This is a genomic window from Variovorax sp. 10L421, from assembly GCF_056395365.1.
Genome location: NZ_JBFTJJ010000012.1, coordinates 71666 through 97114, shown reverse-complemented (window position 1 = coordinate 97114; position 25449 = coordinate 71666). Strand labels below are relative to the sequence as shown.

Annotated in this window: 28 protein-coding genes; 12 read left to right on the top strand and 16 right to left on the bottom strand. The window is 68.6% G+C overall.

The window, feature by feature from the left end; translation table 11 throughout:
• Nucleotides 1-382 precede the first annotated feature (382 nt).
• The 3 genes from AC1DFC_RS17180 (at nucleotide 383) to AC1DFC_RS17170 (ending at nucleotide 2134) form a co-directional block, all read left to right on the top strand.
• Nucleotides 383-1096 carry a response regulator transcription factor gene (locus tag AC1DFC_RS17180; protein ID WP_042672645.1) on the top strand — a complete coding sequence of 238 codons (714 nt, stop codon included), beginning with the start codon at nucleotides 383-385 and terminating at the stop codon, nucleotides 1094-1096.
• Nucleotides 1097-1194: 98 nt separating this feature from the next.
• Nucleotides 1195-1629, top strand: coding sequence for a DUF4019 domain-containing protein (locus AC1DFC_RS17175; RefSeq protein ID WP_007828441.1), 435 nt, complete (start codon nucleotides 1195-1197; stop codon nucleotides 1627-1629).
• A 13-nt stretch (nucleotides 1630-1642) separates the two neighbouring features.
• Nucleotides 1643-2134 carry an NUDIX hydrolase gene (locus AC1DFC_RS17170; protein WP_413331812.1) on the top strand — a complete coding sequence of 164 codons (492 nt, stop codon included), beginning with the start codon at nucleotides 1643-1645 and terminating at the stop codon, nucleotides 2132-2134.
• Between the two features lies 1 nt (nucleotide 2135).
• Here the strand turns inward: AC1DFC_RS17170 and mnmA are convergent, their stop codons facing one another.
• Nucleotides 2136-3242, bottom strand: a complete 1107-nt coding sequence (gene mnmA / locus AC1DFC_RS17165; RefSeq protein WP_413331811.1) for a tRNA 2-thiouridine(34) synthase MnmA — start codon at nucleotides 3240-3242, stop codon at nucleotides 2136-2138.
• Between the two features lie 188 nt (nucleotides 3243-3430).
• Here mnmA and AC1DFC_RS17160 point away from each other — a divergent pair, with 188 nt between their 5' ends.
• Nucleotides 3431-5161, top strand: coding sequence for a long-chain-fatty-acid--CoA ligase (locus tag AC1DFC_RS17160; RefSeq protein WP_478179652.1), 1731 nt, complete (start codon nucleotides 3431-3433; stop codon nucleotides 5159-5161).
• A gap of 6 nt (nucleotides 5162-5167) precedes the next feature.
• Here AC1DFC_RS17160 and AC1DFC_RS17155 read toward each other — a convergent pair whose 3' ends face one another.
• A complete protein-coding gene (locus tag AC1DFC_RS17155; RefSeq protein ID WP_478179651.1) occupies nucleotides 5168-6160 on the bottom strand; it encodes an LLM class flavin-dependent oxidoreductase in 993 nt (330 codons plus the stop codon).
• A 72-nt stretch (nucleotides 6161-6232) separates the two neighbouring features.
• Entirely contained in the window at nucleotides 6233-6838 is a 606-nt protein-coding gene (locus AC1DFC_RS17150; protein ID WP_007828446.1) for a DUF6891 domain-containing protein, read from the bottom strand.
• Nucleotides 6839-7056: 218 nt separating this feature from the next.
• Between AC1DFC_RS17150 and AC1DFC_RS17145 the strand changes: the two genes are divergently transcribed.
• Nucleotides 7057-7779 (top strand): hypothetical protein, encoded by a 723-nt coding sequence (locus AC1DFC_RS17145; protein ID WP_478179650.1) that lies wholly within the window; start codon nucleotides 7057-7059, stop codon nucleotides 7777-7779.
• Nucleotides 7780-7857: 78 nt separating this feature from the next.
• Here AC1DFC_RS17145 and AC1DFC_RS17140 read toward each other — a convergent pair whose 3' ends face one another.
• Entirely contained in the window at nucleotides 7858-8238 is a 381-nt protein-coding gene (locus tag AC1DFC_RS17140; protein WP_007828449.1) for a hypothetical protein, read from the bottom strand.
• Between the two features lie 258 nt (nucleotides 8239-8496).
• On the opposite strand from AC1DFC_RS17140, the gene AC1DFC_RS17135 reads away from it, so the two are divergent.
• Nucleotides 8497-8982, top strand: a complete 486-nt coding sequence (locus tag AC1DFC_RS17135) for a DUF6314 family protein (RefSeq protein ID WP_478179649.1) — start codon at nucleotides 8497-8499, stop codon at nucleotides 8980-8982.
• Between the two features lie 9 nt (nucleotides 8983-8991).
• Here the strand turns inward: AC1DFC_RS17135 and AC1DFC_RS17130 are convergent, their stop codons facing one another.
• The 5 genes from AC1DFC_RS17130 to AC1DFC_RS17110 form a co-directional block, all read right to left on the bottom strand.
• Nucleotides 8992-9585, bottom strand: a complete 594-nt coding sequence (locus AC1DFC_RS17130; protein ID WP_042672653.1) for a biotin transporter BioY — start codon at nucleotides 9583-9585, stop codon at nucleotides 8992-8994.
• Nucleotides 9586-9616: 31 nt separating this feature from the next.
• A complete protein-coding gene (locus AC1DFC_RS17125) occupies nucleotides 9617-10210 on the bottom strand; it encodes an energy-coupling factor transporter transmembrane component T family protein (RefSeq protein WP_478179648.1) in 594 nt (197 codons plus the stop codon).
• On the bottom strand, nucleotides 10203-10949 hold the full coding sequence (locus tag AC1DFC_RS17120) for an energy-coupling factor ABC transporter ATP-binding protein (RefSeq protein WP_007828457.1): 747 nt from the start codon (nucleotides 10947-10949) through the stop codon (nucleotides 10203-10205). The genes AC1DFC_RS17125 and AC1DFC_RS17120 overlap by 8 nt, the downstream gene beginning before the upstream one ends.
• 42 nt (nucleotides 10950-10991) lie before the next feature.
• Nucleotides 10992-11831 (bottom strand): isocitrate lyase/PEP mutase family protein, encoded by an 840-nt coding sequence (locus AC1DFC_RS17115; RefSeq protein WP_413312410.1) that lies wholly within the window; start codon nucleotides 11829-11831, stop codon nucleotides 10992-10994.
• 96 nt (nucleotides 11832-11927) lie between these two features.
• Nucleotides 11928-13637 carry a M14 family zinc carboxypeptidase gene (locus AC1DFC_RS17110; protein WP_478179647.1) on the bottom strand — a complete coding sequence of 570 codons (1710 nt, stop codon included), beginning with the start codon at nucleotides 13635-13637 and terminating at the stop codon, nucleotides 11928-11930.
• A gap of 98 nt (nucleotides 13638-13735) precedes the next feature.
• Here AC1DFC_RS17110 and AC1DFC_RS17105 point away from each other — a divergent pair, with 98 nt between their 5' ends.
• The 4 genes from AC1DFC_RS17105 to AC1DFC_RS17090 all read left to right on the top strand — a co-directional run bounded on the left by AC1DFC_RS17105 (nucleotide 13736) and on the right by AC1DFC_RS17090 (nucleotide 16482).
• On the top strand, nucleotides 13736-14449 hold the full coding sequence (locus tag AC1DFC_RS17105; RefSeq protein WP_478179646.1) for a YebC/PmpR family DNA-binding transcriptional regulator: 714 nt from the start codon (nucleotides 13736-13738) through the stop codon (nucleotides 14447-14449).
• Nucleotides 14450-14463: 14 nt separating this feature from the next.
• Nucleotides 14464-14862 (top strand): GFA family protein, encoded by a 399-nt coding sequence (locus AC1DFC_RS17100; protein ID WP_007828473.1) that lies wholly within the window; start codon nucleotides 14464-14466, stop codon nucleotides 14860-14862.
• A gap of 138 nt (nucleotides 14863-15000) precedes the next feature.
• Nucleotides 15001-15699 (top strand): HAD-IA family hydrolase, encoded by a 699-nt coding sequence (locus AC1DFC_RS17095; protein WP_478179645.1) that lies wholly within the window; start codon nucleotides 15001-15003, stop codon nucleotides 15697-15699.
• A 111-nt stretch (nucleotides 15700-15810) separates the two neighbouring features.
• Complete coding sequence (locus AC1DFC_RS17090) at nucleotides 15811-16482, top strand: haloacid dehalogenase type II (protein ID WP_478179644.1); 672 nt, start codon at nucleotides 15811-15813, stop codon at nucleotides 16480-16482.
• Nucleotides 16483-16521: 39 nt separating this feature from the next.
• Here AC1DFC_RS17090 and AC1DFC_RS17085 read toward each other — a convergent pair whose 3' ends face one another.
• The 7 genes from AC1DFC_RS17085 to AC1DFC_RS17055 all read right to left on the bottom strand — a co-directional run bounded on the left by AC1DFC_RS17085 (nucleotide 16522) and on the right by AC1DFC_RS17055 (nucleotide 23548).
• On the bottom strand, nucleotides 16522-17676 hold the full coding sequence (locus AC1DFC_RS17085; RefSeq protein ID WP_007828479.1) for an NAD(P)/FAD-dependent oxidoreductase: 1155 nt from the start codon (nucleotides 17674-17676) through the stop codon (nucleotides 16522-16524).
• Entirely contained in the window at nucleotides 17673-19073 is a 1401-nt protein-coding gene (locus AC1DFC_RS17080; protein ID WP_478179643.1) for an FAD/NAD(P)-dependent oxidoreductase, read from the bottom strand. Before AC1DFC_RS17080 ends, AC1DFC_RS17085 begins: the two co-directional genes overlap by 4 nt.
• 5 nt (nucleotides 19074-19078) lie before the next feature.
• Nucleotides 19079-19459, bottom strand: coding sequence for a (2Fe-2S)-binding protein (locus AC1DFC_RS17075; protein WP_478179642.1), 381 nt, complete (start codon nucleotides 19457-19459; stop codon nucleotides 19079-19081).
• 19 nt (nucleotides 19460-19478) lie between these two features.
• The gene (locus tag AC1DFC_RS17070; protein ID WP_007828485.1) at nucleotides 19479-19973 is read right to left on the bottom strand and encodes an Lrp/AsnC family transcriptional regulator; all 495 of its coding nucleotides are present in this window, start codon (nucleotides 19971-19973) and stop codon (nucleotides 19479-19481) included.
• 76 nt (nucleotides 19974-20049) lie between these two features.
• Nucleotides 20050-21453, bottom strand: coding sequence for an aminotransferase class III-fold pyridoxal phosphate-dependent enzyme (locus AC1DFC_RS17065; RefSeq protein ID WP_478179641.1), 1404 nt, complete (start codon nucleotides 21451-21453; stop codon nucleotides 20050-20052).
• A 164-nt stretch (nucleotides 21454-21617) separates the two neighbouring features.
• Nucleotides 21618-22553 (bottom strand): 2-hydroxyacid dehydrogenase, encoded by a 936-nt coding sequence (locus AC1DFC_RS17060; protein WP_478179640.1) that lies wholly within the window; start codon nucleotides 22551-22553, stop codon nucleotides 21618-21620.
• Between the two features lie 119 nt (nucleotides 22554-22672).
• On the bottom strand, nucleotides 22673-23548 hold the full coding sequence (locus AC1DFC_RS17055) for a GNAT family N-acetyltransferase (protein ID WP_007828491.1): 876 nt from the start codon (nucleotides 23546-23548) through the stop codon (nucleotides 22673-22675).
• A gap of 38 nt (nucleotides 23549-23586) precedes the next feature.
• Between AC1DFC_RS17055 and AC1DFC_RS17050 the strand changes: the two genes are divergently transcribed.
• Both AC1DFC_RS17050 and AC1DFC_RS17045 read left to right on the top strand, forming a co-directional pair.
• Nucleotides 23587-24069, top strand: coding sequence for a hypothetical protein (locus AC1DFC_RS17050; protein ID WP_478179639.1), 483 nt, complete (start codon nucleotides 23587-23589; stop codon nucleotides 24067-24069).
• A gap of 78 nt (nucleotides 24070-24147) precedes the next feature.
• Nucleotides 24148-25440, top strand: a complete 1293-nt coding sequence (locus AC1DFC_RS17045) for an NAD(P)/FAD-dependent oxidoreductase (RefSeq protein ID WP_007828493.1) — start codon at nucleotides 24148-24150, stop codon at nucleotides 25438-25440.
• The last annotated feature ends 9 nt before the right edge of the window (nucleotides 25441-25449 follow it).

The following is a 25449-nucleotide window of genomic DNA, read 5'->3' as shown; positions in this document are numbered from 1 at the left end:
ACAAGCCTTCGTTGTCGCAAAAACGCTCTGTGGTTTTCGCCCCAAAGTGCCGATGAACGTTGTCGCCACCGCTATTCATTCAATAGCGAATTCGGATATTCGATAGCGCGTTCGAGGGAGGCGACACGCGTCCATCCTCGACTGGCCAAGAAAATTAAGGCTGTTTGTCCAGTAAAAAATTGTTAACAGTCATTAATGAGATTCACAATCAAATCTGCCATTTGCATCCAATCGTCACCAAATTTATTAACAATTAATCTGGAAAACGCGATTTGCGTGCATTAGTTGCGGCCTTTGAACTTTACGTTAGTCGCAGATGGATACACTTCGACCCCAAATCGTCAGCTCACCGAGACTGACGAAGGAGGAAGAAGGGGATGGAATGCGAATTGCAGTACTCGACGACGGTGTAGATCAACCCAAGCGGATCAGCCAAACCATGACGGCACTCGAGCACGAGTGCCATTCCTATACGGAAGGAAGGGCGCTGTTGCAGGCGATGCGCCGGCAGACCTTCGACCTGCTGATACTCGACTGGAATCTGCCCGACATGAAGGGCCCCGACGTCGTGAAGTCCATCCGCCGCGAACTCAATAGCCGGCTTCCCATTCTTTTCGTGACCGACAGGCACGACGAGGGAGATTTGGTCGAAGGCCTCAATGCGGGCGCGGACGACTTCATGGTCAAGCCCGCCCGCGCCGGTGAACTCGAAGCTCGCGTGAATGCGCTGCTGCGCCGCTCCTACCCGGCCCAGCACGAGGCCGAGCTGATCTTCGGCCCCTACCACTTCTATCCGCCCTCGCGGCTCCTGAAGGTTCGCGGGGTGCAGGTCGAGTTGAAGAACCGGGAGTACGAACTCGCGCTGTTCCTGTTCCAGAACCTCGGGCGGCTGCTCTCGCGCGAACACCTGCACGAGGCCGTCTGGGGCCTTGGCGTCGAGGCGCTGTCGCGATCGCTCGACACCCACATCTCGCGCCTGCGGACCAAGCTCGACCTGCGCCCCGCGAATGGTTTCCTGCTGCTGGCCATCTACGGCCTGGGGTACAGGCTGGAAACGATCGAGGCCGATGCGCTGTCGGGGACCGGCGTGCGCTGAGCCGGGAATCTCCGGCACGCTAAAGTCTCGAACGGTTTCCACCGTTGCGCCCCCAGCCTTGCAGGATTGGCTGTGAGCCCCCAGAAAGATTGAGACGAATGAACCCGATGATCCGATTGCTGCTCGCAGCCACGTTGCTCTGGAGCTGGTTCGGCCCGGCCGCCGCACAAGAGGTCGAAGCCAGCGACATGGTGCGAGGCGGCATGCAGGTGATCCAGATGATCGACCAGGGCAAGGCCGGCGAACTGTGGGACGGCGCCACCCCCGCCGCCCGCAAGCGCGTGACGCGCAACGATTTCACCACCCAGATCGCCAGGAGTCGCGCCCCGATCGGCGCACCGCAGATGCGCATCTGGGTGTCGGTCAACCGCCAGATCGTGGCCGACGCCGACGGCGATACGGCCGGCCAGTACGTCAGCGTCGAATACGAGACCCGCTTCGCGAACAAGCCCGACGGCACCTTGCGCGAACTCGTGAGCTTTCACCTCGACAGCGATCGTGTCTGGCGCTTCAGCGGCTACGCGCTGAAATAAGAAGGCCGAAAACATGGCAGCAGGCCCGCGCTGGAAACCCAACGTCACCGTGGCCGCGGTGATCGAGCGCGACGGGCGCTTCCTGCTGGTCGAGGAGCAGACTGCCGATGGCCTGCGGCTCAACACGCCCGCGGGGCACCTCGACCCCGGCGAATCCCCGGCCGAGGGCTGCGTGCGCGAAACCCTCGAGGAAACCGCCCATCATTTCACGCCAACGGCGCTCATCGGCGTCTACATGGCGCGCTCCCGGCCGCTGGCCGAACGGGGCGAAGACACCACCTACATGCGCTTCGCCTTCGCGGGCACGCTGGGCGCGTTCGAAGAAGGCCGCCCGCTCGATGAAGGCATCGTGCGCACCGTCTGGATGACGGCGGATGAAATCCGCGCCAGCGTGGCGCGGCACCGCAGCCCGCTGCTGCTGCAGTGCATCGAAGACCATCTGGCGGGCAAGCGCCACCCGCTGGACGTGGTCCACGTCGACGAATCGGTGCGCTCGGCGCCCTGAGTCAGACGATGACGCCGCCGCCAAGGCAGCGTTCACCGTCGTAGAGCACGGCCGACTGCCCAGGCGTGACGGCCCATTGCGGCTCACCGAAGCGCAAGGCGAAGGCGGCGCCGGAGTCTTCCCCGGCATCCATTTCGCAGGCCGCATCGGCCTGCCGGTAGCGCGCCTTCGAGCCGTAGCTGCCCGGCGCCGGCGGCTCGCCGGAGACCCAGCTCGCATCGTCCGCCTTCAGCGCCGACGACAGCAGCCACGGATGGTCGTGCCCCTGCACCACCCACAGCGTGTTCTTCTCGACGTCCTTGCGCGCCACGAACCACGGCGAATGGTCGCCCGAGCCGCGCTGTGCGCCCCTCTCCTTCACGCCGCCGATGCCCAGCCCCTGCCGCTGCCCCAGCGTGTAGAAGCTCAGCCCCTGGTGCTCGCCCAGCTTGCGGCCGCGGTCGTCCTTGATGGGGCCGGGCTCCTTGGAGATGTAGCGGTTGAGGAACTCGCGGAACGGCCGTTCGCCGATGAAGCAGATGCCGGTCGAGTCCTTCTTCTTCGCGTTGGGCAGGCCGATCTCTTCCGCGATGCGGCGCACCTCGGTCTTGTGCAGTTCGCCGACCGGGAACAGCGTCTTCGACAGCTGCGCCTGGTTCAGGCGGTGCAGGAAGTAGCTCTGGTCCTTCGACGGATCGAGCCCCTTGAGCAGTTCGTGCTTGCCGGTGCCCTCGTTCAGGCGCACGCGCGCATAGTGCCCGGTCGCGATCTTCTCGGCACCGAGCCGCATGGCATGGTCGAGGAAGGCCTTGAACTTGATCTCGGCGTTGCACAGCACGTCGGGGTTCGGCGTGCGGCCGGCCTTGTATTCGCGCAGGAACTCGGCGAACACGCGGTCCTTGTAGTCGGCCGCGAAGTTGACGTGCTCGATCTCGATGCCCAGCACGTCGGCCACGCTGGCGGCGTCCACGAAGTCGATGTTCGACGAGCAGTATTCGCTGTCGTCGTCGTCTTCCCAGTTCTTCATGAAGATGCCGACCACCTCGTGCCCCTGCTGCTTGAGCAGGTGCGCCGTCACCGCGGAGTCCACTCCGCCACTCAGTCCCACAACGATCCGATGCTTTGCCATAAGCCCCCTATTGTCCCAGCCCCGTCGAAGGGGCTTCCGGCGTGTGGGAAATCGGGAAAACCCGTGTCGCCGGTTTGTCAGCGCACGGGCCATCGACGGGAGGGCCGGCGCTAAAGTGATTCCGGACGAAGGCGGCAGCAAGACCCGCCACGCCATTCACGAGACCACCGCAAGCGGAGACAAGACGCATGGCCACACCTTCCACCGCCTCGAATTCCGGCGACACCCTCCCCTGGACACGCGCCTACCCCGCGGGCATGCGCTGGGACGCCGAGCTGCCCGTGAAGCCGGTGCAGCAGATGCTCGACGAGGCCGTCGAGCGCTGGCCCGAGCGCTCCGCCGTCGAGTTCATGGGCCAGGTCATCACCTACCGCGAACTCGGCGCCGCCGTCGAGCGTGCCGCCAAGGGCCTGCAGGACCTGGGCGTGAAGCCCGGCGTGCACGTGGGCCTCTACCTGCCGAACACGCCGCACTACCCGATCGCCTTCTTCGCCGTGCTGAAAGCCGGCGGCACGGTGGTGAACTATTCGCCGCTCGACGCCGAGCGCGTGCTGGCCCACAAGATCGAGGACAGCCGCACCGACATCCTCATCACGCTCGACCTCGTCAACCTCTACCCGCAGATGGCGCGCCTGCTCGACAACTCCCGCCTGAAGACGCTGGTGGTCGGCAGCCTCGGCGACTACGGCGCCATGGGCGACAAGGTGCAGGCCCAGCTGCAGGGCGCCGGCCAGATCGCCCCCGTGCCCGTGGACGACCGGCACGTGCGCTTCACCGACCTGCTCAGGAGCGAAGGCGCCCACAAGGCCTATCCGCTGGGCGACCTCGCCGAAGAGATCGTGGTGCTCCAGTACACCGGCGGCACCACCGGCCTGCCCAAGGGCGCGATGCTCACGCACGCCAATCTCACGTCGGCCTCGGCGCAGTACTACGAGTCGACCAAGGGCGATCCGCCCATCCTGGCCGAGGGCACCGAGCGCTTCCTGGTGGTGCTGCCGCTCTTCCACATCTTCGCGCTCAGCGCCGCGATGCTGCTCGGCGTGCGCCTGGGCGCGGCGCTGGTGCTGCACACGCGCTTCGACGTCGACGCGGTGATGGACGAGCTCGCCGCCAGCCGGATCAGCGTGTTCCCCGGCGTGCCGACGATGTACACCGCCATCCTCTCGCACCCCAAGGCGAAGGAGATGGACCTGCGCTCGCTCAAGTTCTGCGGCTCCGGCGGCGCGCCGCTGCCGGTGGAAGTGGAGCAGCGCTTCTTCGAGCTCACCGGCTGCCACCTCAACGAGGGCTGGGGCATGACCGAGACCTCGCCCGTGGGCACCTTCACGCCCGCACGCGGCCTGCGCAAGGCAGGCTCGTGCGGCATGCCGCTGCCGCAGGTGCGCATCAAGCTCGTGAGCCTGGACGATCCCTCGAAGGACGTCACCGCCTTCGGCGAGGCTGGCGAGCTCTGCATCAAGGGCCCGAACGTGATGAAGGGCTACTGGAACAATCCCAAGGCCACGGCCGAGTCGATGACGGCCGACGGCTACTTCCGCAGCGGCGACGTGGCGATGATGGATTCCGACGGCTACATCTACATCGTCGACCGCACCAAGGACATGCTGCTTTGCGGCGGCTACAACGTCTATCCGCGCGTGCTGGAAGAGGCGGTGTACGAGCATCCCTCGGTGGCCGAGGTCTGCGTGATCGGCATCCCCGACGAGTACCGCGGCCAGTCGCCCAAGGCCTTCGTGAAGCTGAAGGAAGGCGCGCCCGAGCTGACGCTCGACGAACTCAAGATCTTCCTGAAGAACCGCCTCGGCAAGCACGAGATGATCGGCGCGCTGGAGATCCGCGCCGAGCTGCCCAAGACACCCGTGGGCAAGCTCTCGAAGAAGGATCTCGTCGACGAGGAAGCCCGCAAGCGGGCAGCTTGACCGCAGCTACCGCTTCGTCTGCCCGAACGCCTCGGCCAGCAGCTCGTAGGAGCGCAGCCGGGCGACGTGGTCGAACACCTGCGAGGTGATCATGAGTTCGTCCGCGCCGGTGCGCGCGACGAAGGCTTCCACGCCCTTCTTCACCGTGTCGACCGAACCGACCGCCGAGCACGAGAGCACGGAGTCGAGCAATGCGTTCTCCGCCGGCCCGACCTTCTGGCGGTAGTTTTCCACCGGCGGCGGCAGGCGCCCCGGCCGGCCGCTGCGCAGGTTCACGAAAGCCTGCTGCCACGAGGTGGCGCGGAACTCGGCTTCGGCATCGGTGTCGGCCGCGAACACGTTGAAGCCCAGCATCACGTACGGCTTCTGCAGCTGCGCCGAGGGTTTGAAGGTCTCGCGATAGATCTGGATGGCCTGCATGATCTGCTGCGGCGCGAAGTGCGAGGCAAAGGCGTAGGGCAGGCCCAGGTGCGCCGCGAGCTGCGCGCCGAAGGTGCTCGAACCGAGGATCCACACCGGCACCTCGAGCCCCGCGCCGGGCACGGCACGCACCGGCTGCTGCGGCGTCTTCGACATGAAGTCCATCAGCTCGATCACGTCCTGCGGAAACTGGTCCGCGTCCGATTCGAGGTTGCGCCGCAAGGCCCGCGCGGTGCGCTGGTCGGAGCCCGGTGCGCGCCCGAGGCCGAGGTCGATGCGCCCCGGGTACAGCGACTCCAGCGTGCCGAACTGCTCGGCGATCACGAGCGGCGAATGGTTCGGCAGCATCACGCCGCCGGCGCCGATGCGGATGGTCGACGTGCCCGCCCCCACATACGACAGCAGCACCGCAGTGGCCGCGCTCGCGATGCCCGGCATGCCGTGGTGCTCGGCCAGCCAGTAGCGCGTGTAGCCCAGCTTCTCGCCATGCTGCGCCAGCGAGATCGAGTTGCGGAACGACTGCGCGGCGTCGCTGCCTTCGGTGATCGGGGAAAGGTCGAGGATCGATAACGGAATCATGGCGCGATCATGGCGCGAACCGCCGAAGCCGTCGCGCGAGGGGCTATTCGGTTGGGTATGGCGTCATCACGCTCACGCGCCGGGGCTCCGCTTGCGCCATTGGCCGAGGTCGGCTTCGATGCGCTCGTCGACGTTGCCGCTCCAATGCGCGCCAAAGCCGGCCGCGCGCAGCAACTCCACGATGCGGTGGCCCACCACCACGGTGTTGGCTTCGCGCTGTTCGATCTCGGGGATCATGCCGCCGCTGAAGGCCAGGCGCAGGCGGCCGGTGCGCACCGCGGTGTCGAGGTCCTGCGAGTGATAGAAGCAGCAGCCGCGAACGCCCGAGGCCAGCCGCCCCGCGGCGCGCCACTGCTCGCGCACGTCGTCGTGGCCGTCGGCCAGCGTGTTGCCCGCGCGATGCAGCGCAATGATCTTCTCGCCGCGCAGCTGCGCGAATACCGCTTCGAGCCGGTCGTATTCGGTCTGCGCGGGCCACCCGGATTCAGCCGCGCGCTTGGCGGCGCAGGCGCGTGCGGCCTCGGCCTTCACCCAGGCACGGTCCTCGGCGGAGAGCTCATCCGGATCGAGGTACTCGTCGGTGATCATCCATTCGACGTCGGCATCGGGATGGAAGCCGCTCCACACAAGATCGTGGATGCGTCCGCGTGTGTCTTCGGGATCGAGAGTGAGGGCCATGCGTGTTGGGTTGCCGCATCGGCGGCGACGAATCGTGCTTTCTTGTTTGTCTGTTGGCGGGAGCGGTTTATTTTCGCCCACCGCACCAGGACGGCGCAGTAATGCGAAAGCATGAGCCCCTGCGGCCACCCCTTCCGCGCCGCGCCATCATGAAGGATGCGCCAGGACAAGGCAATGCAACGCGGCCCCCTGCGGCTGGCTATGCTCGGCGGCTCTTCATGCCGCAGCGCCATCCTTCCATCGACCTGATCGCCCACCCTCGCGTGGCCGGGCTGCCGCCTTTCGACGAACACGTGCCCACCGAATGGTGCTCCGACGCGCCGCAGGCCACCGAGCGCATGCAGAAGCCGTTCTCCGACCGGATCGCATGGCTGGTCGCGCTGGCGGTGCTGGCCTTCATGGCCGCGTTCGGCTTCCAGGCCATCACGTGGTCGCTGCGCGGCGGCTGGCAGTGGCTCTGGCTGCTGGTGGGGCTGCCGTTCTCCGGCATCTTCTCGGCGTCGACGGTGATGTTCCTCGTGACCACGCTGCGCGAGCGCCGCCGCGTGCGCGTGGCACTCGAAAACATGTCGCTCGAACGCGGCGAAGGCTTCCGCGCGGACATGCCGCTGGACCAGCGCCTGCGCGCGACAGTGCCGCCCGCGCGGGACGGCGAACGCACCGCGGCGCCGGAGCGCATCCGCGTGCGCCTGATGCAGCGCGCGATCCGCCACGACCCCGACGGCCACGCCGTGCTGGTCGACGAGTGCCGCGGCGAAACGGTGGCGCATTGCGAAGCCACCGACGATGCGCGCGGCAGCCGGCGGGTCTATGCGTGGACGCTGCGCGCGGGCCCAGCGCACGAAGGCGCGACGCAATGGTTCATCACGCTGCACGACGCGGCGCTGCCCGGCGGCCCGCCCTTCCTCGTGGCGGCGCTGCGGGAACTGCCTTCGGGCTGAGCCGGCCAAAAAAACCGGGCCATGCAAACGCATGGCCCGGTTTCTGTCTTTCGCCAGGCGGGAGGCTGCCGCGGCGGATTACAGCGGCAGGCTGTCGCCGCGGGCTGCAGCGCGGGCGGCGGCACGCACCGCGGCGCGGTCCACCGTGCTGGCCAAGACCGGTGCCGCAACGGCGGAAGCGCCTTCGGCATACGGATCGGCGCTGTGCGCAGCGGCCACGGCATCGGCGCGAACGGCGGCGCGGCTGACGGTCGAGACGATCGCGCGGGCCGGGCCGGCATCGGCACCGGTGGCGTAGGGGTTGGCGCTGTGGGCAGCAACCACGGCCTGGCCGGCGACGTCGGCGCGGCTGGCGGCCGAGGTCAGCTGGTGCACGCCTTCGTACGATTCAGCGTGAGCGGCGCCGGCAGCGGCCAGCAGGGCGATGGAGATAGCGGAGAGGAGCTTCGAGGCGGTCATTTGGATGTCCTTCAATTCGTTTCAGTTCTTTTGCACTTGGATGATTTCGAACCGGTCTTGGGTGGGTCACCGCCCCGTCGGGGGGCGGCCACCTCGCTCGGGGCCCTGTTCACCCAGATCGGCTTGGGGCCGGTCTGTGAGATGAATTGTGCGCCGTTATCTAAGTAAAAACCCTTAGCAAACAGAACCACGGCGTTCACACGTTGGAAACAATCACCCGTTTCCGGAGGAGATCGCGGCTTGCCGTAGAGTCTTTGCATGCGCGAGCCCGCCCCCCCTCTTCCACCCCTCCCACCCCTGGCGGCCTGGGGCACTGCGGACACCGTCTTCGACGGGCTGGCAGGCGCGTGGGACCTGGAGCGGACCATCGAGGACCAGGCCTCCATGAGCGGCGTCGCGGTGTTCACGCCGCTCGAGGCTGGAATGCTGAAGTACCGCGAAGAGGGCCGGATCCGGCTGGCCGACGGCAAGGAGTTCGACGGGCATCGCGAATACTTCTTCGAGCGCACTCCCGGTGGCTTCGCGGTGCACTTTGCCGAGAGCCCGACGCGCCTGTTCCATGCCATCGGCATCGTGCGCGACGGCGATGTGCTCGCGGGGTCGGCCACTCACCTGTGCACGCCCGACACCTACGACAGCGGCTACCGCTTTCTGCCGGACGGCTCCTTCACGATCCGCCACGCGGTGCGCGGCCCGCGCAAGGACTATCTCTCGGCCACCGTCTTCACACGGCGCAGCGGCTAGATCGACCGGTCAGTCGCGGTCGAGCCGCCAGCCCGGCATGCCGCGCATCACGGTCTGCACGAGCATCGCGCAGAGGCCGCACTTGATCAGGTCGCCGGGAATGAAGACCAGCATGGCCAGCGCCGCTTTCGGCAGCGGCATGTGGGCCACCCACGACAGCCCGACGATGCCGAAGGCATAGATCACGAAGATGCCGCCGACCACCGACGACAGGAAGGCCGCCGCCAGCAGGGGCAGGCCCGTGGCGCCAGCCATGCGGCGCACCGCCAGGCGCATCAGCAGGCCGCAGGCGAAGGCGCCGAACATCCAGCCGAACAGGAAGCCCGACGTCGGCCCCACGAACACGCTCAGGCCGCCTCGGCCGCCGGGCAGCAACGGCAGGCCCAGCGCCACCGCGAGCAGGAACAGCGCGATGGCCAGGAAGCCGCGGCGCGGCCCCAGCAGGCAGCCCGCCAGCATCACGCCCAGCGACTGCAGCGTGATCGGCACGCCGAACGGCAGGTCGATCTTCGGGATCAGGCCGAACACCGCCATCAGCGCCGCGAACAGAGCGATGTAGGAGAGCGAGCGGGACGAAGTGAGGGAGCCTGTGGTGGTGGTCATGGCGATCGCTTTCGAGGAATAGGACTGGAGTTCAGCGCCCGAGCCGCGCGGCCAGCGCATCGGCCACGCGCTCCGCCGTCTGCAGCGTGCGGATGGTCAGCGGTGCCAGCAGCCGCAGGCCGCCGCCGTGGCCGGAACGCGCGCGGTAGGCGTCGTCGAGGCGCTGCCACTGCACGTAGAAATTCTCGGCGAAGCGCAGCATCAGGCCAAGCCCGAGCGCGATCCGCTCGGTCGGCACACCGAAGCGCTGCAGCGGGTGCAGCACGGCCTCGAGTACCGCCAGCAGGTCTTCGAAGCGCGTGGTCAGGGTGAGCATCAGCGCGAGCGTGGCCGCGCTGGCAAGGCGCAGCGCGCTGGCCACGCCGAGCGGGGTCGTGCCCATCGCCCAGTGGAAGCCGACGATCATCCCGCCGGCGATCGCCACGCCGAGCAGCATGCGCACGCGGCGCCATGCGGGCCGCCCGAGCGAGGCGAAGATCAGCAGCACCACCGCACAGGCGATGGCCAGGTGCACCGGCCGTTCGACCAGCACCAGCAGCGTGCCGCACACCGACAGCAGCGCGAGCTTGACCCACGCGGCGATCGCATGCATCCACGTCGGCTGCTCCGAGTAGAGGCTACGCACGGCGGCCCCGCTCCGATGCGGCGCGCTCGCGCACGTTCTCGGCGTAGGCCTCGCACACCTCGCGGCCCGGCCCGTCGGCGCGCACCCTGCCCTGTTCGAGCCACAGCACGCGCTCGAAGTCGTAGACGTGTTCGAGCAGGTGCGTGGACACGAGGATCTGGTGATCGCTGGCGTCGAGCTGCGCGGCCAGCCGCGCCTGGCTCAGCAGGTCGAGGCTGGCGAAGGGCTCGTCGAGCAGCAGCGTGGCGGGCTCGCTGATCTGCAAGGCCAGCAGGCAAACCTGCTGGCGCTGGCCCTGGCTCAGCTCGCCCACCGCGCGAGCGGCCCAGGCCTCGAGCCCGCGCCGCGCGAGAAAGTCGCGCGCCTGCTGCCGCGCCGCCTGCCGCGTTTCGCCGCGCGCGGTGAGGCTGAAGGCCAGTTCCTCGGCCACGGTCGGAAAGATGATCTGGTCGTCGGGGTTCTGGAACATCAGCCCCACGTGCTTCGACAGCTGCCTGCGGTCGGCCTGCGTGTCGCAGCCATGCACCACCACCCGGCCCTGCTGCGGCTGGTCGAGCCCGCTGATCAGGCGGAACAGGCTGCTCTTGCCCGCCCCGTTGTCGCCGATCAGGCCGATGCGCGCCTCCTGCAGGTGGAGCGTCAGCCCCTCGAAGACATGCTGGCTGCCGCGCACCAGCGTCACCGCTTCGAGGCGGATGCTGTGCGGGGAATCGGGTTCGGGCGGGGTCGGCTGCGGCAAGGGGCGCCCACTGTACCCGAACGCACCCTTGCGGCGCGGAGCTCAGGGCGTGGCGGCGAAGAGCCCGTTGATCTCACCGACCGACAGCATGCCCTCGCCCATCGCGCCGAAGCGGCCATGCTCGAAGGCCTCCCTGGCGATGCGGCCGACCAGCCCCAGCGCCGACTGCAGCGGGCCGCAGCCGAGGCTGATGCGCCGCGCGCCGGCACGCGCAAAGCCCTCGGCCGGCGGCGCACCGGCATAGCCCGCATACACGTTCACGGGCAGGCTCACCGCACCGGCCATACCGGCGATTTCTTCGAGGCTGGACATGCCGGGCACGAAGATGCCGTCGGCGCCCGCCGCCGCGTAGAGCCGAGCGCGGCGCTTCGCCTCCTCGAAGCGCGCCGCCGGGTCGTCCCAAGGCACGAAGTAGGCGTCGGTGCGCGCGTTGATGAAAAAGCGCGCGTCCAGCTTGCGGATGGCGGCGATGCGCTCGCACAGCACCTCCGGCGACGCCAGCTCGCGCGTGCCCGGCCGCGTGCCGTCCTCGATGTTGATGCCGGCCGCACCCATGTCGATCAGCGCGCCCGCCACGTCGCACACCGCCTGCGCGCTGTCGCCGAAGCCGCTTTCGATGTCGACGCTCACCGGCACGCCCGCCACGCGGCAGATGCGCGCACAGGCCGCGAGCAACTCGCTCGCCGGCATGCGCTCGCCGTCCGCGTAGCCGAGCGACCAGGCCATGCCCGCGCTGGTGGTGCCGAGGGCCGTGGCCCCGGCGCGCTCGACGATGCGCGCGCTGGCGGCGTCCCAGGCGTTCACCAGCACCAATGGGTCGGGCCCGGCGTGCAGGCGATGAAAGATGCCGGCTTGCTGCCGTGACGATTCGGCGGAATGCATGTGTGATGGCCCGAGGGCGTTGTGGAATGACTGCAGCGTAAGGGTGTCCCGCATCCAGGACTTGGAGAAACTTGCTCCTGCCGCGCTCTGCGCCGCTCAGGAAGCCATCAGCGCCACCACCGGATAGCGCCGCCACCCGGGCTCCGCATGGCGCTGTCCATGGGCGAAGAGAAAACCCAGTACCGCTTGCGGATCGGACAGCTTGTCGGGGTGATCGACCTTCCATTGCTCGAACTGCCGCTTCAGCGCGGGTTCTTCCTCCAGCATCCGAAGCGCGGTGTCCTCGAAGACGTAGGCCGAGAAGTTCTCCTTCTTCTCCAGCACGCTGTTGAAGAAGCCCCAGCGGAAGAAGCTGTCGTGGGCTTCGGGCTCCAGCGTCTCGACCACGTAGCGGGCATTGGCCTGGTCCAGCGGCACCCACACGTCGCCCGCATGCGCCTGGAAGGGCTCGGTGTGCGCAGCGAGCACCACCTCGTCATGGAACATGTGCCCTTCGTAGGCGTTCGCGCGGGAGGCCACGCTCCGGATGCGGTACACGCGCGCCGCATCGAACAGCCGGTCCGCTTCGAGACGCTGCAACTCGACGCCATTCCACGCCAGCCGCTCGATCACTTCGCGCCAGGCCCGGGGCACGAGATAGGCCTTGGGCGCGGCGACGGACGCGACTTCGACGCAGCGGTCGAAGTGCACGATGTCCTTCTCCCAAGGCTGGCCGCGGTCGTAGGCCAGGCGCTCATAAGTACCCAGCCGGCTGGGCGTGCGAACCGCGCGATAGCCCTTGAAGCGCAGGCTCGCCGGCCGGCTGCGGTCGTTGCGCCATGTCAGCGGCCAGCGCGCCTGTTGCGCCGTTGCGGCCCGGGCCTCGCGGCGCAGTTCCTGAATGCGCGCCGCATGCCCCACGGTGAACTCCAGCACCACCTCGACCAGCGTCCGCATGGCAGCCACGCGGTCGGCAAAGGGCTTGAGCATGTGGGTCTCGGGCATGAAGCCGATGGTGTGGTGCAGCGCGGCATAGCCGGTGGAAAAGCGCGGCAGGTCGAGGAAATCCTCGATGCCGTCGTCCGGCGTCTCGGCCAGCAGGTTCACGTATGGGCAGGTTGGCCAGCCGCGCCGGTCCATGCCGGCGTAGATCGCCGGCAGCATGCTCTCGCGCAGGAACTGTCCCAGCCCGCCGCCCAGCTTGTCGGGCTGGGTCGGGATCAGCGTCATGGTGTAGCTGTAGTCTGCGCCGTTGGAGGTGTGGGTGTCGACCATCACGTCCGGGTCCCACGCGGTGAAGAACTTGTTGAACACCTGCGCGGCGAGGCTGTCGCACTTGATGAAGTCGCGGTTCAGGTCGAGGTGCCGGCCGTTGCCGCGGAAACCGAACGACTCGGGGCCGAGCTGGTTCACGCGCGAGGTGTCCTGGCGGTTGATGCAGCCGTCCACGTTGTAGACCGGAATGAACAGGAACACGGTGCCGCCCAGCGCCGCGAGCTGCTCGGGCCGGGTGCAGAAATCGCGCACCAGCGCCATGCAGGCGTCGATGCCCTCGGGCTCGCCGGGGTGGATGCCGTTGTTGTTGAAGAACACCGGGCGGCCCTGCTGCTTGAGCGTCTCGCGGTCGAACACGCCGTCCGCAGTGACCACGCCGGCGTGAAGGGGAACGCCGGTGTCCGACACGCCGATCTCGCCCCAGTGCAGCACGCCGGGAAAGTGGTCGGCCAGCCGCTGGTAGAAGGCCACGCATTCGGCCCAGGTGGTGGTCTGGTTGCCGTTGCCTGCCTCGAACGGCGTGGAGTACGGTGTGGCTCGTGAAGAGGTCATGGGAAGAAGGCTACAGTAGTCGCCCCAATCCGGTCGTCCAGCCCTTCTTTCTGCAAAAGAGCCAGACAAGGCCGCAACACACATTCGAGGAATCAGACATGGGCGCCCAATGGAAAGCAAAACACAAGGACCTGGCGGCCAATGCCAAGGGCCGGCTCTTCGGCAAGCTCGCCAAGGAAATCATGATCGCCGCGCGCGCGGGCGCCGACCCGGCCTCCAACTCGCGCCTGCGGCTGGTCGTGGAGCAGGCCCGCAAGGTCTCGATGCCCAAGGAAACGCTCGACCGCGCCATCAAGAAGGGCGCGGGACTCACGGGCGAGGCGGTGCATTTCGAGCACGTGATCTACGAAGGCTTCGCGCCGCACCGCGTGCCGGTGATGGTCGAGTGCCTGACCGACAACGTGAACCGCACCGCGCCTGAAATGCGCGTGCTGTTCCGCAAGGGCCAGCTGGGCACCTCGGGCTCGGTGTCGTGGGACTTCGACCACGTCGGCATGATCGAAGCCGAACCCGCCAGGCCCGACGCCGACCCCGAAGTGGCCGCCATCGAAGCCGGCGCGCAAGACTTCGAGCCGGCCGGCGAAGACCATGCGGCGGTCTTCCTGACCGATCCCACCGACCTCGACCTCGTGAGCCGCGCATTGCCGGCCCAGGGCTTCACCGTGCTGTCGGCCAAGCTGGGCTACAAGCCGAAGAACCCGGTCGATCCGGCGAGCCTGAGCGCGGAAGACCTGGAAGAAGTCGAAACCTTTCTGGCGGCCATCGACGCGAACGACGACGTGCAGAACGTGTTCGTGGGCCTGGCGGGTTGAGCTCCCGGCCGCGCATGCTCGCCGGCAGATGCCTGTGCGGCGCGGTCCACTACTCGGTGGCGGATGAGTTTGCCTACGCGCTGAACTGCCATTGCTCCGACTGCCGACGCGCGACGGGCTCGGCCTTCAAGCCCTTCGCGGGCATCGAGCGCGGCAAGTTCGCCATCACGCAGGGCGAGAACAGCATCACGGTCTACGGCAAGCCTGACGCGGGCGACCTGCACTGCGCCAAGTGCGGCTCGCTGCTGTGCTCGGTCGTGCGAGGCGGGCAGTTCGTGCACGTCACGCTGGGCACGCTGGTCGACACGCCCACCGTCCGGCCGAGCGCGCACATCTTCGTCGGCTCGAAGGCTCCGTGGTTCACGATCACGGACGACCTGCCGCAACACAAGGGCCACGCCGGCGGGAACTGAACCGCCCGCGCAAGAAGATGCCGGCCCGGCGCCGACAACGACATCCTGTGCCGTAGCGCGGCCCCAGTTCGGGCCTGCGCAAGCAGGGAGCGCTCCTATGCTCGATGAACTCTCTTTCTTCATCCGTGGAGCTTTCCCATGTCACTGCAAGATTTCAAGGTCCTCACTTTCGATGTCGTCGGCACGCTGATCGACTTCGAGGGCGGCATGCTCGCCTACCTGCGCAGCGCGGCGCCCGATGCCGACGTGAGTGATGACGACTTCCTCGCCGCCTACCGGCGAGCCCGCGCTGATGGCAGCGCCGGCTGGTATCCCGACGACCTCGAGCGCTGCTGGCACGCCATCGCCCCCGCGCTGGGCCTGCCCGACACGGATGCCATTGCGAAGGGCCTGCGCGACTCGGTCGCCCGGTGGCCGGCGTTCCCCGATTCGGTGGAAGCGCTGAAGCGGCTCGGCAAGCGCTTCAAGCTGGTGACGATGACCAACGCGCAGGCCTGGGCGCTGGCGCATTTCGACAAGACCCTGGGCTCGCCCTTCGACATGCTGCTGGGCTGCGACGACGCACTGTGCGAGAAGCCCGACGCGCGCTATTTCGCCTACGCCCGCGGCCGCTTCGAAGGCGCTTGGGGGTTCAAGCAGGCGGACAACCTGCACGTGGCGCAAAGCCAGTACCACGACATCGGCATCTCGAAACAGCTCGGCATTGCCACCTGCTGGATCGAGCGCCGCCATGCGCAGAAGGGCTCCGGCGGCACCATCGAGTCGAAGCACACCGTGCCCGACCATCACTTCCACACGCTGGCCGAGCTGGCCGATGCGGTCGAGGCGGGGCGCTGAGCACGGCGGCCATCGCCATCGCAACGCCTTCGTCATGATGACCGCCCAAGGCACCCTGCCTGCCATCGATCCATTCCCATATCGCGATTCGAATATTCACGAGGAGCTTCCATGACCACTGTCTTCCGGCCCAAGTACATCAGCTTCGATTGCTACGGCACTCTCACCAACTTCCAGATGGCACCGATGGCGCGCAGGCTCTTCGCCGACCGCGTCAGTCCGGAAAACATCGAGCGGTTCTGCGAGGACTTCGCGGCCTACCGGCTCGACGAGGTGCTGGGCGACTGGCAGCCCTACTACGACGTCGTCTACAACTCGGTCCTGCGCACCTGCAACCGCTGGGGCGTGCCGTTCCGCGAGGCCGACGTCTCGGAAATCTACAGCGCCGTGCCCACCTGGGGCCCGCACCCGGACGTGACCGCGGGCCTGGCCAGGATCGCCGACAAGATCCCTCTGGTCATCATCTCGAACGCCATGGACGCGCAGCTCGTGCACAACGTGAAGCTGCTCGGCGTGCCCTTCCACCGGGTCTACACGGCGCAGCAGGCCAAGGCCTACAAGCCCCGCCTGCGCGCCTTCGAATACATGATCGACTCGTTGAACGCGAAGCCGGAAGACTTCCTGCACGTGTCGTCGTCGATGCGCTATGACCACATGTCGGCGCGCGACGTGGGCATCAAGGACAAGGCTTTCGTCAATCGCAAGCACGAACCCGGTGTTCCAGCCTACGGCACGACCGAGATCTCCGACATCGGCGGCCTGCCGGCGCTGGTCGGCCTCTGAGTCTGGCGCGATCGCCGGTCATGCCGGCGATCGCTTCTTTCAAGCCGCCCGTTTCTGCGAAGCCGCCGCAAAGCGCCCGATGGAGAAGCTCTCGATCGGCGTCGACGTGCGGCCGGTGGCGATCAGCTCGGCCATGGTCTCGCCCACGCCGGGGCTGATCGCGAAGCCCTCGCCGCAGAAGCCGAAGGCGTAGTGCAGGCCGGGCACGCGGGCGCTGGGTCCCATCACCGGCTGCCAGTCGGCGATGTAGCCCTCGATGCCGCTCCACACGCGGATCAGCTGCACGTGTTCGAACGCCGGCACCACGCGGCGCAGTTCGCGCATCTGGCGCAGCACGTTGTCGGGCTTGACGTAGGCGCGGATACGGTCGGCGTGCGCCGGCCCCTTAAAGCCGCCGCCGAAGACGATGTTGCCGCGCGAGATCTGGCGGAAGTACAGCCCCTCCTGCTCGATCGGCGAGGAGACGCCGATCGACGGACCTACCGCATAGGGCAGCGGCTCGGTCACGCCCATCTGCGGTCCGCGCGCCTCCATCGGCACGGGCTCGCCGAACTGCTCGGCCATGCGGTTCGACCAGGCGCCGCAGGCCACAAGCAGCTGCGGCGCGCGAAAGCGCCGGCCGTCCGCGGTGTGCGCCGCGAAGCCCCCGCCGTCACGCTCGACCTTCATCACCTCGGCATGCTCGACGATGTTCGCGCCCGCGCGCCGCGCCGCCCGCGCGAAGGCCGGTCCGGCCAGGCGCGGGTTGGCATGGCCGTCGTTCGGCGACAGCGAACCGCTCACCACCTCGGGCGCGAAGATGCCCCAGCGCTTGCGCAGCTGCGCGGCGCTGAAGAGCTCCAGGTCGAGGCCCAGCGGCTTCACGTCTCTCGCGTGCTGCTCGAGCACCACGGCCTGCTGCTCGGTGTAGCAAACGCGCAGGTGGCCGTAGGGCACGAACTCCAGGTCTTCGCCGAGCAGTTCGTTCACGCGGCCCCAGACGGCGCGCGCGCGGTTGGCCAGCGGCATCTGCGCCAGCACGCGGCCCTGGCGGCGCACGTTGCCGAAGTTGGTGCCGCTGGCCTGCCGGCCCACCAGTTCGCGCTCGAGCAGCGTGACCGACAGGCCGTGCTGGCGGCGCAGGAAGAAGGCGGCGGTGGTGCCCATCAGGCCACCGCCGAGCACCAGCACGTCGGTGTTCGTGGTTTCGCTCATGGACTGACCTCGCGCGTATTCATCATCAATGGCTTGACCGGCGCCTGCGAACGCAGGCGACCCACCAGATGCACCGGCACGCCGCTGGCCTGCGCCACGATCTCGGCCGACGCATGGCCGCAGAAACGGCCCTGGCAGCGCCCCATGCCGACGCGGCTGAAGGCCTTGGCGCGATTGACTTCGTGGCTGTCCATCTCGTTGACACAGCGGCGCAGTTCGCCCGCCGTCACGGCTTCGCAGCGGCACACGACCGCCTCGTCGGGCAGTGCCGCAGCCTGCGCATGCGGCCACGGAAAGGCGCGCGCGAGGCCTTCGCGAAAGCGGTTCATCTGCGCCAGCGTGCGGCGCAGCGCGGCGAACTCCGTGTCGTAGAGCGCGCGGCCCGGCACGTGGCCGAGGTCGGCCAGCGCTGCGAGCGCGGCCAGCCGGCCGGCGGCCTCGGCGCCGTCGGCACCGAGGATGCGGACGCCGTCACCAGCCAGGTACACGCCGCGCGTACTGCTGCGGCCGTCGGCATCGATGTGCGGCAGCCACTGCCGGCTCACGGGTTCGAAGTCGAACTCGCAACGCGCCAGATCGGCCAGCTGCGTCTCTGCGCGCAGGTGCCAGCCGAGGCCGACGGCATCGCACGCGAAGCGCTGCTCGCGCCCCTGGGCATCGCGTACGGCCACGGCCTGCACGCCGCGGCTGTCGTCGCCGTCGATGGCGAGCGGCACCACGCCTTGCAGCACCGACACGCCCGCGCTGCGCAGCCCGCGGATCAGCGCGAGCCCGCGCAGCGCCAGCCGCGGCCGCGCGAGCAGCCCGCGCACGGCACTCCAGGACTTGGCGGCCGGCGCGGTGTCGAGCACCGCCGCCACCTGAGCGCCGGCCTGCACATACTGCGACGCCACGAGATACAGCAGCGGGCCGCTGCCCATGAAGACCACGCGCGAACCGATGGCGCAGGCCTGCGCCTTCAGCGCGATCTGCGAGGCGCCCAGGCTGTAGCAGCCGGCGCGGTGCCAGCCCGCCACGGGCATCAGGCGGTCGGTTGCGCCGCTGCAGACCAGCAAGGCATCGAACGGCAGCACCTGCGGCTTGCCGGCATGCACGACGTGCAGCGCGCCCTCGCTCACGTTCCAGGCCAGCGTCTCGCCGCGGTAGTCGATGTGGGCGCGCAGCGCGTCGAAGTCGTGGTGCAGCGCCTGTGCCTTCGCGGCTTCGGTGCCGTAGAGCTTGGCGTAGGGCCGCTTGAAGCCTTCGGGCTGGCGGCGGTAGATCTGTCCGCCGTCGCGCCGGCCTTCGTCCACCACCACGGGCCGTACGCCGGCGCGCACCAGCGCCTGCGCGGCGCGCACGCCCGCGGGGCCGGTGCCGACCACGACGATGCGTGGCGAGGGCGAAGTTGGCGGCATCGCGCTCACCGCACGGCCGCCGCGGCGCCGCGCGCCAGCAGCTGCTGCAGGTCGGGCGTGGCGGGCCAATGGGCCGCGGGCGGCCGCGTGAGCACCGACATCCCCGCCTCGACGGGCGTCGAGCAGGCGCGCAGCCGCTCGCCCGCCGGCGTCCACACCCAGCAATCCTGGCAGGCGCCCATCAGGCAGAAGCCGGCGCGAGGTCCGTCGCCGAACTCGCTGTCGCGCACGCGCCGTCCGTTGCTCAGCAGCGCCACCAGCAGGGTGTCGCCGGCCAGCGCGGTGCGGGCCTCGCCGTCGATGTGCAGGGTCAACGCGGGCCGGTCGGTCTCCGCGAGCCGCACGAAGCGGTTGGGCAAAGCAGAGGGAGGATGGGTTTCGGGCATGGATGGATGAAGGCGCCGGTCAGCGCTCATGGGGAAAAAGCCGTTCGATCGGACAGTGCGTCTTGATGAACGGCGACTTGATGACGATGTAGCTGAAGTACTTCGCGATGCCGATGTTGCGTTCGAGCAGCCCCTCGATCACTTCCTGGTAGTGATTCACGCCGCGCGTGAGGAAGCGCAGAAGGTAGTCGTAGCCGCCGCTGACGAGGTGGCATTCGAGCACCTCGTCGACCTCGCGGATCGCGGCCTCGAAGCGCACGAAGTCCTCGCGGTGGTGGTCCGACAGCGTGACCTCGGTGAACACGGTCAGCGTGTCGCCGAGCTTTTCGAGCCGCAGGTGCGCGCCATAGCCCGCGATGTAGCCGGCCTGCTCCAGCCGCTTCACGCGGATCAGGCAGGGACTGGGCGACAACCCCACCGCATCGGCCAGGTCGACGTTGGTCATGCGCCCGTTCTTCTGCAGCTGGGCCAGGATGCGCAGGTCGAGTCGGTCGATCTTGAAAGCTTCTGACATGGCGGTGCCTGGAGAGAAGGAAAGTCCGATTCTGCGTCGCCGCCGGGTCTTGCGGGGCCTATGTGTACCGGCTTGTTCAGGCCGCCAGCGCGGCGCGGACGTCAGGCGCGTCGAGCACTTCGTCGAGCGTCTTCCTCAGCCGCGCGAACAGCTGCGCGAACTCATCCTCGGTGAAGGTGAGCGCGGGCGCGAAGCCGAGGACGTGGTCGCCGAAGGCGCGGAACACCAGGCCATTGCGGTAGGCGGCGGCGAAGATGCGCTCCGGCAGTCCGAGCGATGCGTCGAAGCCGCGCTTGCTCGCCTTGTCGCTCACCAGTTCCAGCGCGCCCAGCAGGCCGCGCTGGCGGGCATCGCCCACCAGCGGATGCGCACGCAGCGCGTCGAGCCCGGCCGCAAAGTGCGCCGCACCGCGCTGGCCGTTGGCGAGCACGCCGCCCTCTTCGTAGAGCCGCAGCACCTCGAGCGCGACCGCGGCGCTGACCGGGTGCGCCGAATAGGTCGCGCCGTGCCCGACCAGGGCGCCTTCGGGCACGCCATCGGCGATGCTGGCATAGACCTTCTCCGACATCATCGTGGCGCCCATCGGCACGTAGCCGGCGGTCAGGCCCTTGGCCATGGTCATGAGGTCGGGCTCCACGCCTTCGGCCTCGCACGCGAACATCGGGCCGGTGCGGCCGAAGCCGGTGATGACCTCGTCCACCACGAAGAGGATGTCGAGCTCGCGCGCCGCCTCGCGCATGGCCTTGAGCCAGCCCTTGGGCGGCACGATGACGCCGCCCGAGCCCTGGATCGGCTCGCAGAAGAATGCGGCCACGTTGTCCGCGCCCAGCTGGGCCACCTTGGCGCGCAGGGCCGCGACCGATGCGGCGATCAATGACTGCGCGTCGGCCCCGTCCGGCTGGCGGTACGGATTCGGCGAAGGAATGTAGTGCTGCGTGGGCAGCGGCAGGTCGAAGCCGCGGTGGAAGGCCGGCAGCGCGGTCAGGCCCGCGCCGGTGGACGACGAGCCGTGGTAGCCGCGCTCCAGCGCGATGAAGTGCTTCTTCGACGGCCGGCCGGTTGCGTTGTAGTACTGCACGATGAAGCGCACGGCGGCATCGACCGCCTCGGAACCGCCCAGCGTGAGGTACACGCGGGTCAGCGATGCCGGCGTGATCTGCACCAGCTTTTCGGCAAGGCGGATGGCCGGCTCGCTGCTGAAGTGGAAGTAGCCGGTCGCGTAGGGCAGCCGGCGCATCTGCTCGGCCGCGGCCTGCACCACGCTCTCCTGCCCGTAGCCTACGTTCACACACCACAGGCCGGCGAAGGCGTCGAGCAGTTCGTGGCCGTTGCTGTCGGTCAGCCAGGCGCCGCGGCCCGAGGCCAGCACGGTGGGGCCGCGCTGCTCATGCACGCGCCAGGGCGAGACGGGGTGGATCAGGTGCGCACGATCGATCGCGTCGAGCGCGGCTTGGTGAGGCAATGCGGAGGGATGCGTCATGGGCTGTGTCCGGAGGAAGCTGGTGGCGAAGGAGGCTTTCGATGCCCCCAGCTTAGGATGCGCGACCCTCGGCTTGGTGCTGCTTTGAGGCCTCTGCACGAAGCACGCTGCCGTTGTGCGTGCCGCGACAGCAGATCGTGCGGCGTGCCTCCGGCAACTCGCGCTCAGTACCCCTTCTGGCGATCGACCAGCCCGACCATGGGCTCGCCCGCGGCGAAGCGCTGCACGTTGTCGAGCACCGCTTCGGCGGCACTGAGCGGCTGCGTCATGCTCGCGATGTGCGGCGTGAGCTGCACATGCGGATGGCGCCAGAAGGCATGCGCCGGCGGCAGCGGTTCGGGGTCGGTCACGTCGAGCACGGCTTCGCCGACCTGGCCACTGGCGAGCGCGGCCAGCAGGTCGGTGTCGACGAGTTGCGGGCCGCGGCCCACATGCACCAGGCCGGCACCGGCAGGCAGCATCGAGAACAGCCGCGCGTCGAGGAAGCCGCGCGTCGAATCGGTCAGCGGCAGCAGGCACACGAGGATGTCGGTGCGCGCAAGAAAGGCCGGCAGCTCGTCGGCACCGGCATGGCATTGCACGCCGTCGACCGTGTGCCGCGAGCGGCTCCATCCCGCGCAATCAAAACCCATGCCGACGAGTTGCGCCAGCACGGCCTGCCCGAGCGAGCCGAGCCCGAGCACGCCGACGCGCCGTTCACCCGCGGGCCGTACCGGCAGCGGCTTCCACTGCCCTTCCTGCTGCTGGCGCCTGTATTGCGGCATGTCGCGATGCAGGCCGAGCACCGCATGCGTCACGTACTCGACCATGCCGCCCACGATGCCGGGCTCCACCATGCGCACCACGGGCAGCGCGGGCGGCAGCGCGGCGAAGTCGAACTGGTCGACGCCCGCGCCCGAGGAGAACAGCACTTCGAGATTCGGAAAGCGCTCGGCCAGATCGTCCGGCGGCTCCCAGGCGGCGAGAAAGCGAACCTGTGCGGGATCGCCGATGTCGGGCCAGATGCGGAAGTCGATGTCGGGGGCGCGGCGGCGGAACACTTCGGCCCACAGGCGGCCTCGCACGGGATCGGATTTGTAGAGGAAGGTGGTGGTGGTCATGGGTTTTGTTTGTGGGTGCGTTTTCGGGCGCTGTATTCGGGGTGCGTGCACAGGCCGCCGGGGACATTCGCGGAGCAAGGTACCCCGTCGGCGTGATCGCCCCACCAAAGAGCAAGTCTTCACCCAACAGCCTGAGTAACAACAGCAAAGAGCGAAGGCCCGCCAGCCGGCGTAACCAGCGGCACACCACGCACCATCGTCGTAGGCGCATCAACGCGCAGCAGCCCGATGCTCTCCAGGCACTCGGCCAGCCCGCTGTCGAAGTCGATGTCGATGCGCGTGAAGTGCCCGGCGTTGACGCTGGCGAGATGAGCGATCAGCGCCTTCGCGCCGTCGAGGTCGGGCGCAACCACAGGCCCGATGACATGCCCGCGCCCGAAGCGGCGCAGCATCGCGAAGCCGCGCGCTTCGTTGTCGTGGTCGAGTACCACGCAGGCATCGGCGTTGGCCAGCAGGTCGGCGATCAGCGCATCGCGCGGCATGCCGCGCGCCGCAGCGTCGAGCGCCTGCAGGGTGGCCGCCTCGTTCAGGCCGGCGGGCCGCAGGCGCCAGCCCGGCTGCAGCGCAACCAGCGGCGCCGGCTGCGCGATGCCCTGGTGCTGCCTCAGTTCACCCGTTCGCACGAAGCCCAGCCGCTCGTACAGGCCGCGCCCTTCGGCGGTGGCATGCAGCAGTACCGTATGTTCCTCCAGGCCTTCGAGCATCGCGCTCATCAGCCTGTGCCCGATGCGCCGGCCCTGGCAGGCCGGCGTCACGATCACGAGGCCGATGCTCGCATGGCGCTCGCCCCAGTGCCAGCGCTGTGCGGTGGCGACGATCTCGCCGTCGCGCTCGGCCACGATGCCCTCGGCATGCGCGAACACCTGCGCCCAGTCGGCCAGCCGGTGCGGCCAGCGCAACTGGGCCGACAGCGCATGCGTGGAGGGCAAGTCGGCGGACGTCATCGGTCGGAGCACCACGCCGTCGTCGGGTGCATTCGGGGTCTGATCGGGCATTGAAGGGTCTCTGTAGCGAAGGGGATGTCCCTTGCATCTTGGACGACATCAGCGCCCGATGCCAGACCGAAATCGCCTGCCGGCGCAACTCGCAAGCTTCGCCTGCCAAGGGCCCGGGGTTTGCAATTCGCTGCCGCCACAGGTTCGCTTACGCACACAAATGCCGCGCCGACCTGCCTAGCATCGTCCGTCCATTCTCCGGTGCCATCGTGGCCTCCTTCCATTCTTCCCATGCAAGTCGTCGCCCGCTCAAGATCCGCGTGCCTCCGGGGCAGTTCATCGGCGGACGCCTCGTCCCCGATGCCGGCCTGCGCTTCAAAAGCGTGCCGATCGACTTCGCCGCGACGCACCGAGGTGCATGGCCGCACGCGCCAGGGGCAGACCGCACGGCATGCCGCCGCACCCCCTCCAAACCGCAGCTTTCATGCGCCGGATGCCGTATTTCCCAATACCTGCGGCACGGCCGCGTGCTGCAATCACTTCGTCATGAGCTTGTCGCATTTGTCGTCCAAGGAACTTGAAACCATGAGCCCCCGCCCCAGGCAAATCGCCCTCGATCGCCGCGGCATGCCGGCTCGCTCCTGCGTGGGCCGGATGCCATGAAGCTCGACTCCTACTGGACCGATTCGGCCCCCGCGTTTCTGGCCGCGCCGCAGGAGCTGCCGGCGCAGGTCGATGTCGCGATCGTCGGCGGCGGCTTCACCGGCCTTTCGGCCGCACTGGCAATGGCCAGGCGCGGCGCCCGGGTCGCGGTGCTGGAAGCCGGCCCGCGCGTGGCGGCCGAAGCCTCGGGGCGCAACGGTGGGCATGTCAACAACGGCCTCGCGGTCGACTACGCCGATGTGGCGGCCAAGGTCGGCGTCGAGCGGGCGCGCGGCTGGTACAACGCCTACGACGACGCGGTCGACACCGTGGCGCGGCTGGTGCGCGACGAGGCCATCGACTGCGACTTCATGCGCCACGGCAAGCTCAAGCTCGCCACGCGCGCCAACCAGATGGCCGCGCTCGAACGCAGCGTGCAACGCCTGATCGACGACGGCGTGGACAACGACGTCGAGATCCTCGACGCACCGCGCGTGCGCGCCGAGGTGCAGAGCGAGCGCTTCCACGGCGGCCTGCTCTACAAGCGCAGCGCCCAGATGCACATGGGCCGCTTCGCGCACGGGCTGGCGGTGGCCGCGCAGCGCAACGGCGCCGCGATCCACACGGACACGGAAGTGCGCCGCATCGAACGCCTGGGCCAGGGCCATGCCCACCGGCTGCACACCGCGCGCGGCGTGGTCACTGCGCAGCAGGTGCTGCTGGCCACGGGCGCGACGCGCCATGGCGGCTACGGCAGCTTCGGCTGGCTGCGCCGGCGCATCGTGCCGATCGGCAGCTTCATCGTGGTCACCGAACCGCTCGGCGCGGAGCGCGCGCAGGCGCTGCTCGCGGCCCGGCGCACCTACACGACCATCGCGAACATCCACCACTACTTCAGGCTCACGGCCGACCACCGGCTGGTGTTCGGCGGGCGCGCGCGCTTCGCGATTTCCAGCCCGCAGTCGGATGCCGCGAGCGGCGACATCCTGCGCGCGGGGCTGGCCGAGACCTTCCCGCAGCTCGGCGCGGTGCGGCTCGACTATTGCTGGGGCGGACTGGTCGACATGACGCAGGACCGCCTGCCGCATGCCGGCGAGCGCAACGGCCTCTACTACGCGATGGGCTACAGCGGACACGGCACGCAGATGTCGGTCCACATGGGCGAACGCATGGCCGCCGTGATGAACGGCGACGCGTCCGCCAACCCCTGGCGAGGCCGCGACTGGCCCGCCATTCCCGGCCACTTCGGCCCGCCGTGGTTCCTGCCGGCGGTGGGCTTTTATTACCGGCTCAAGGACAGGCTGGCCTGAGGGCCCGCA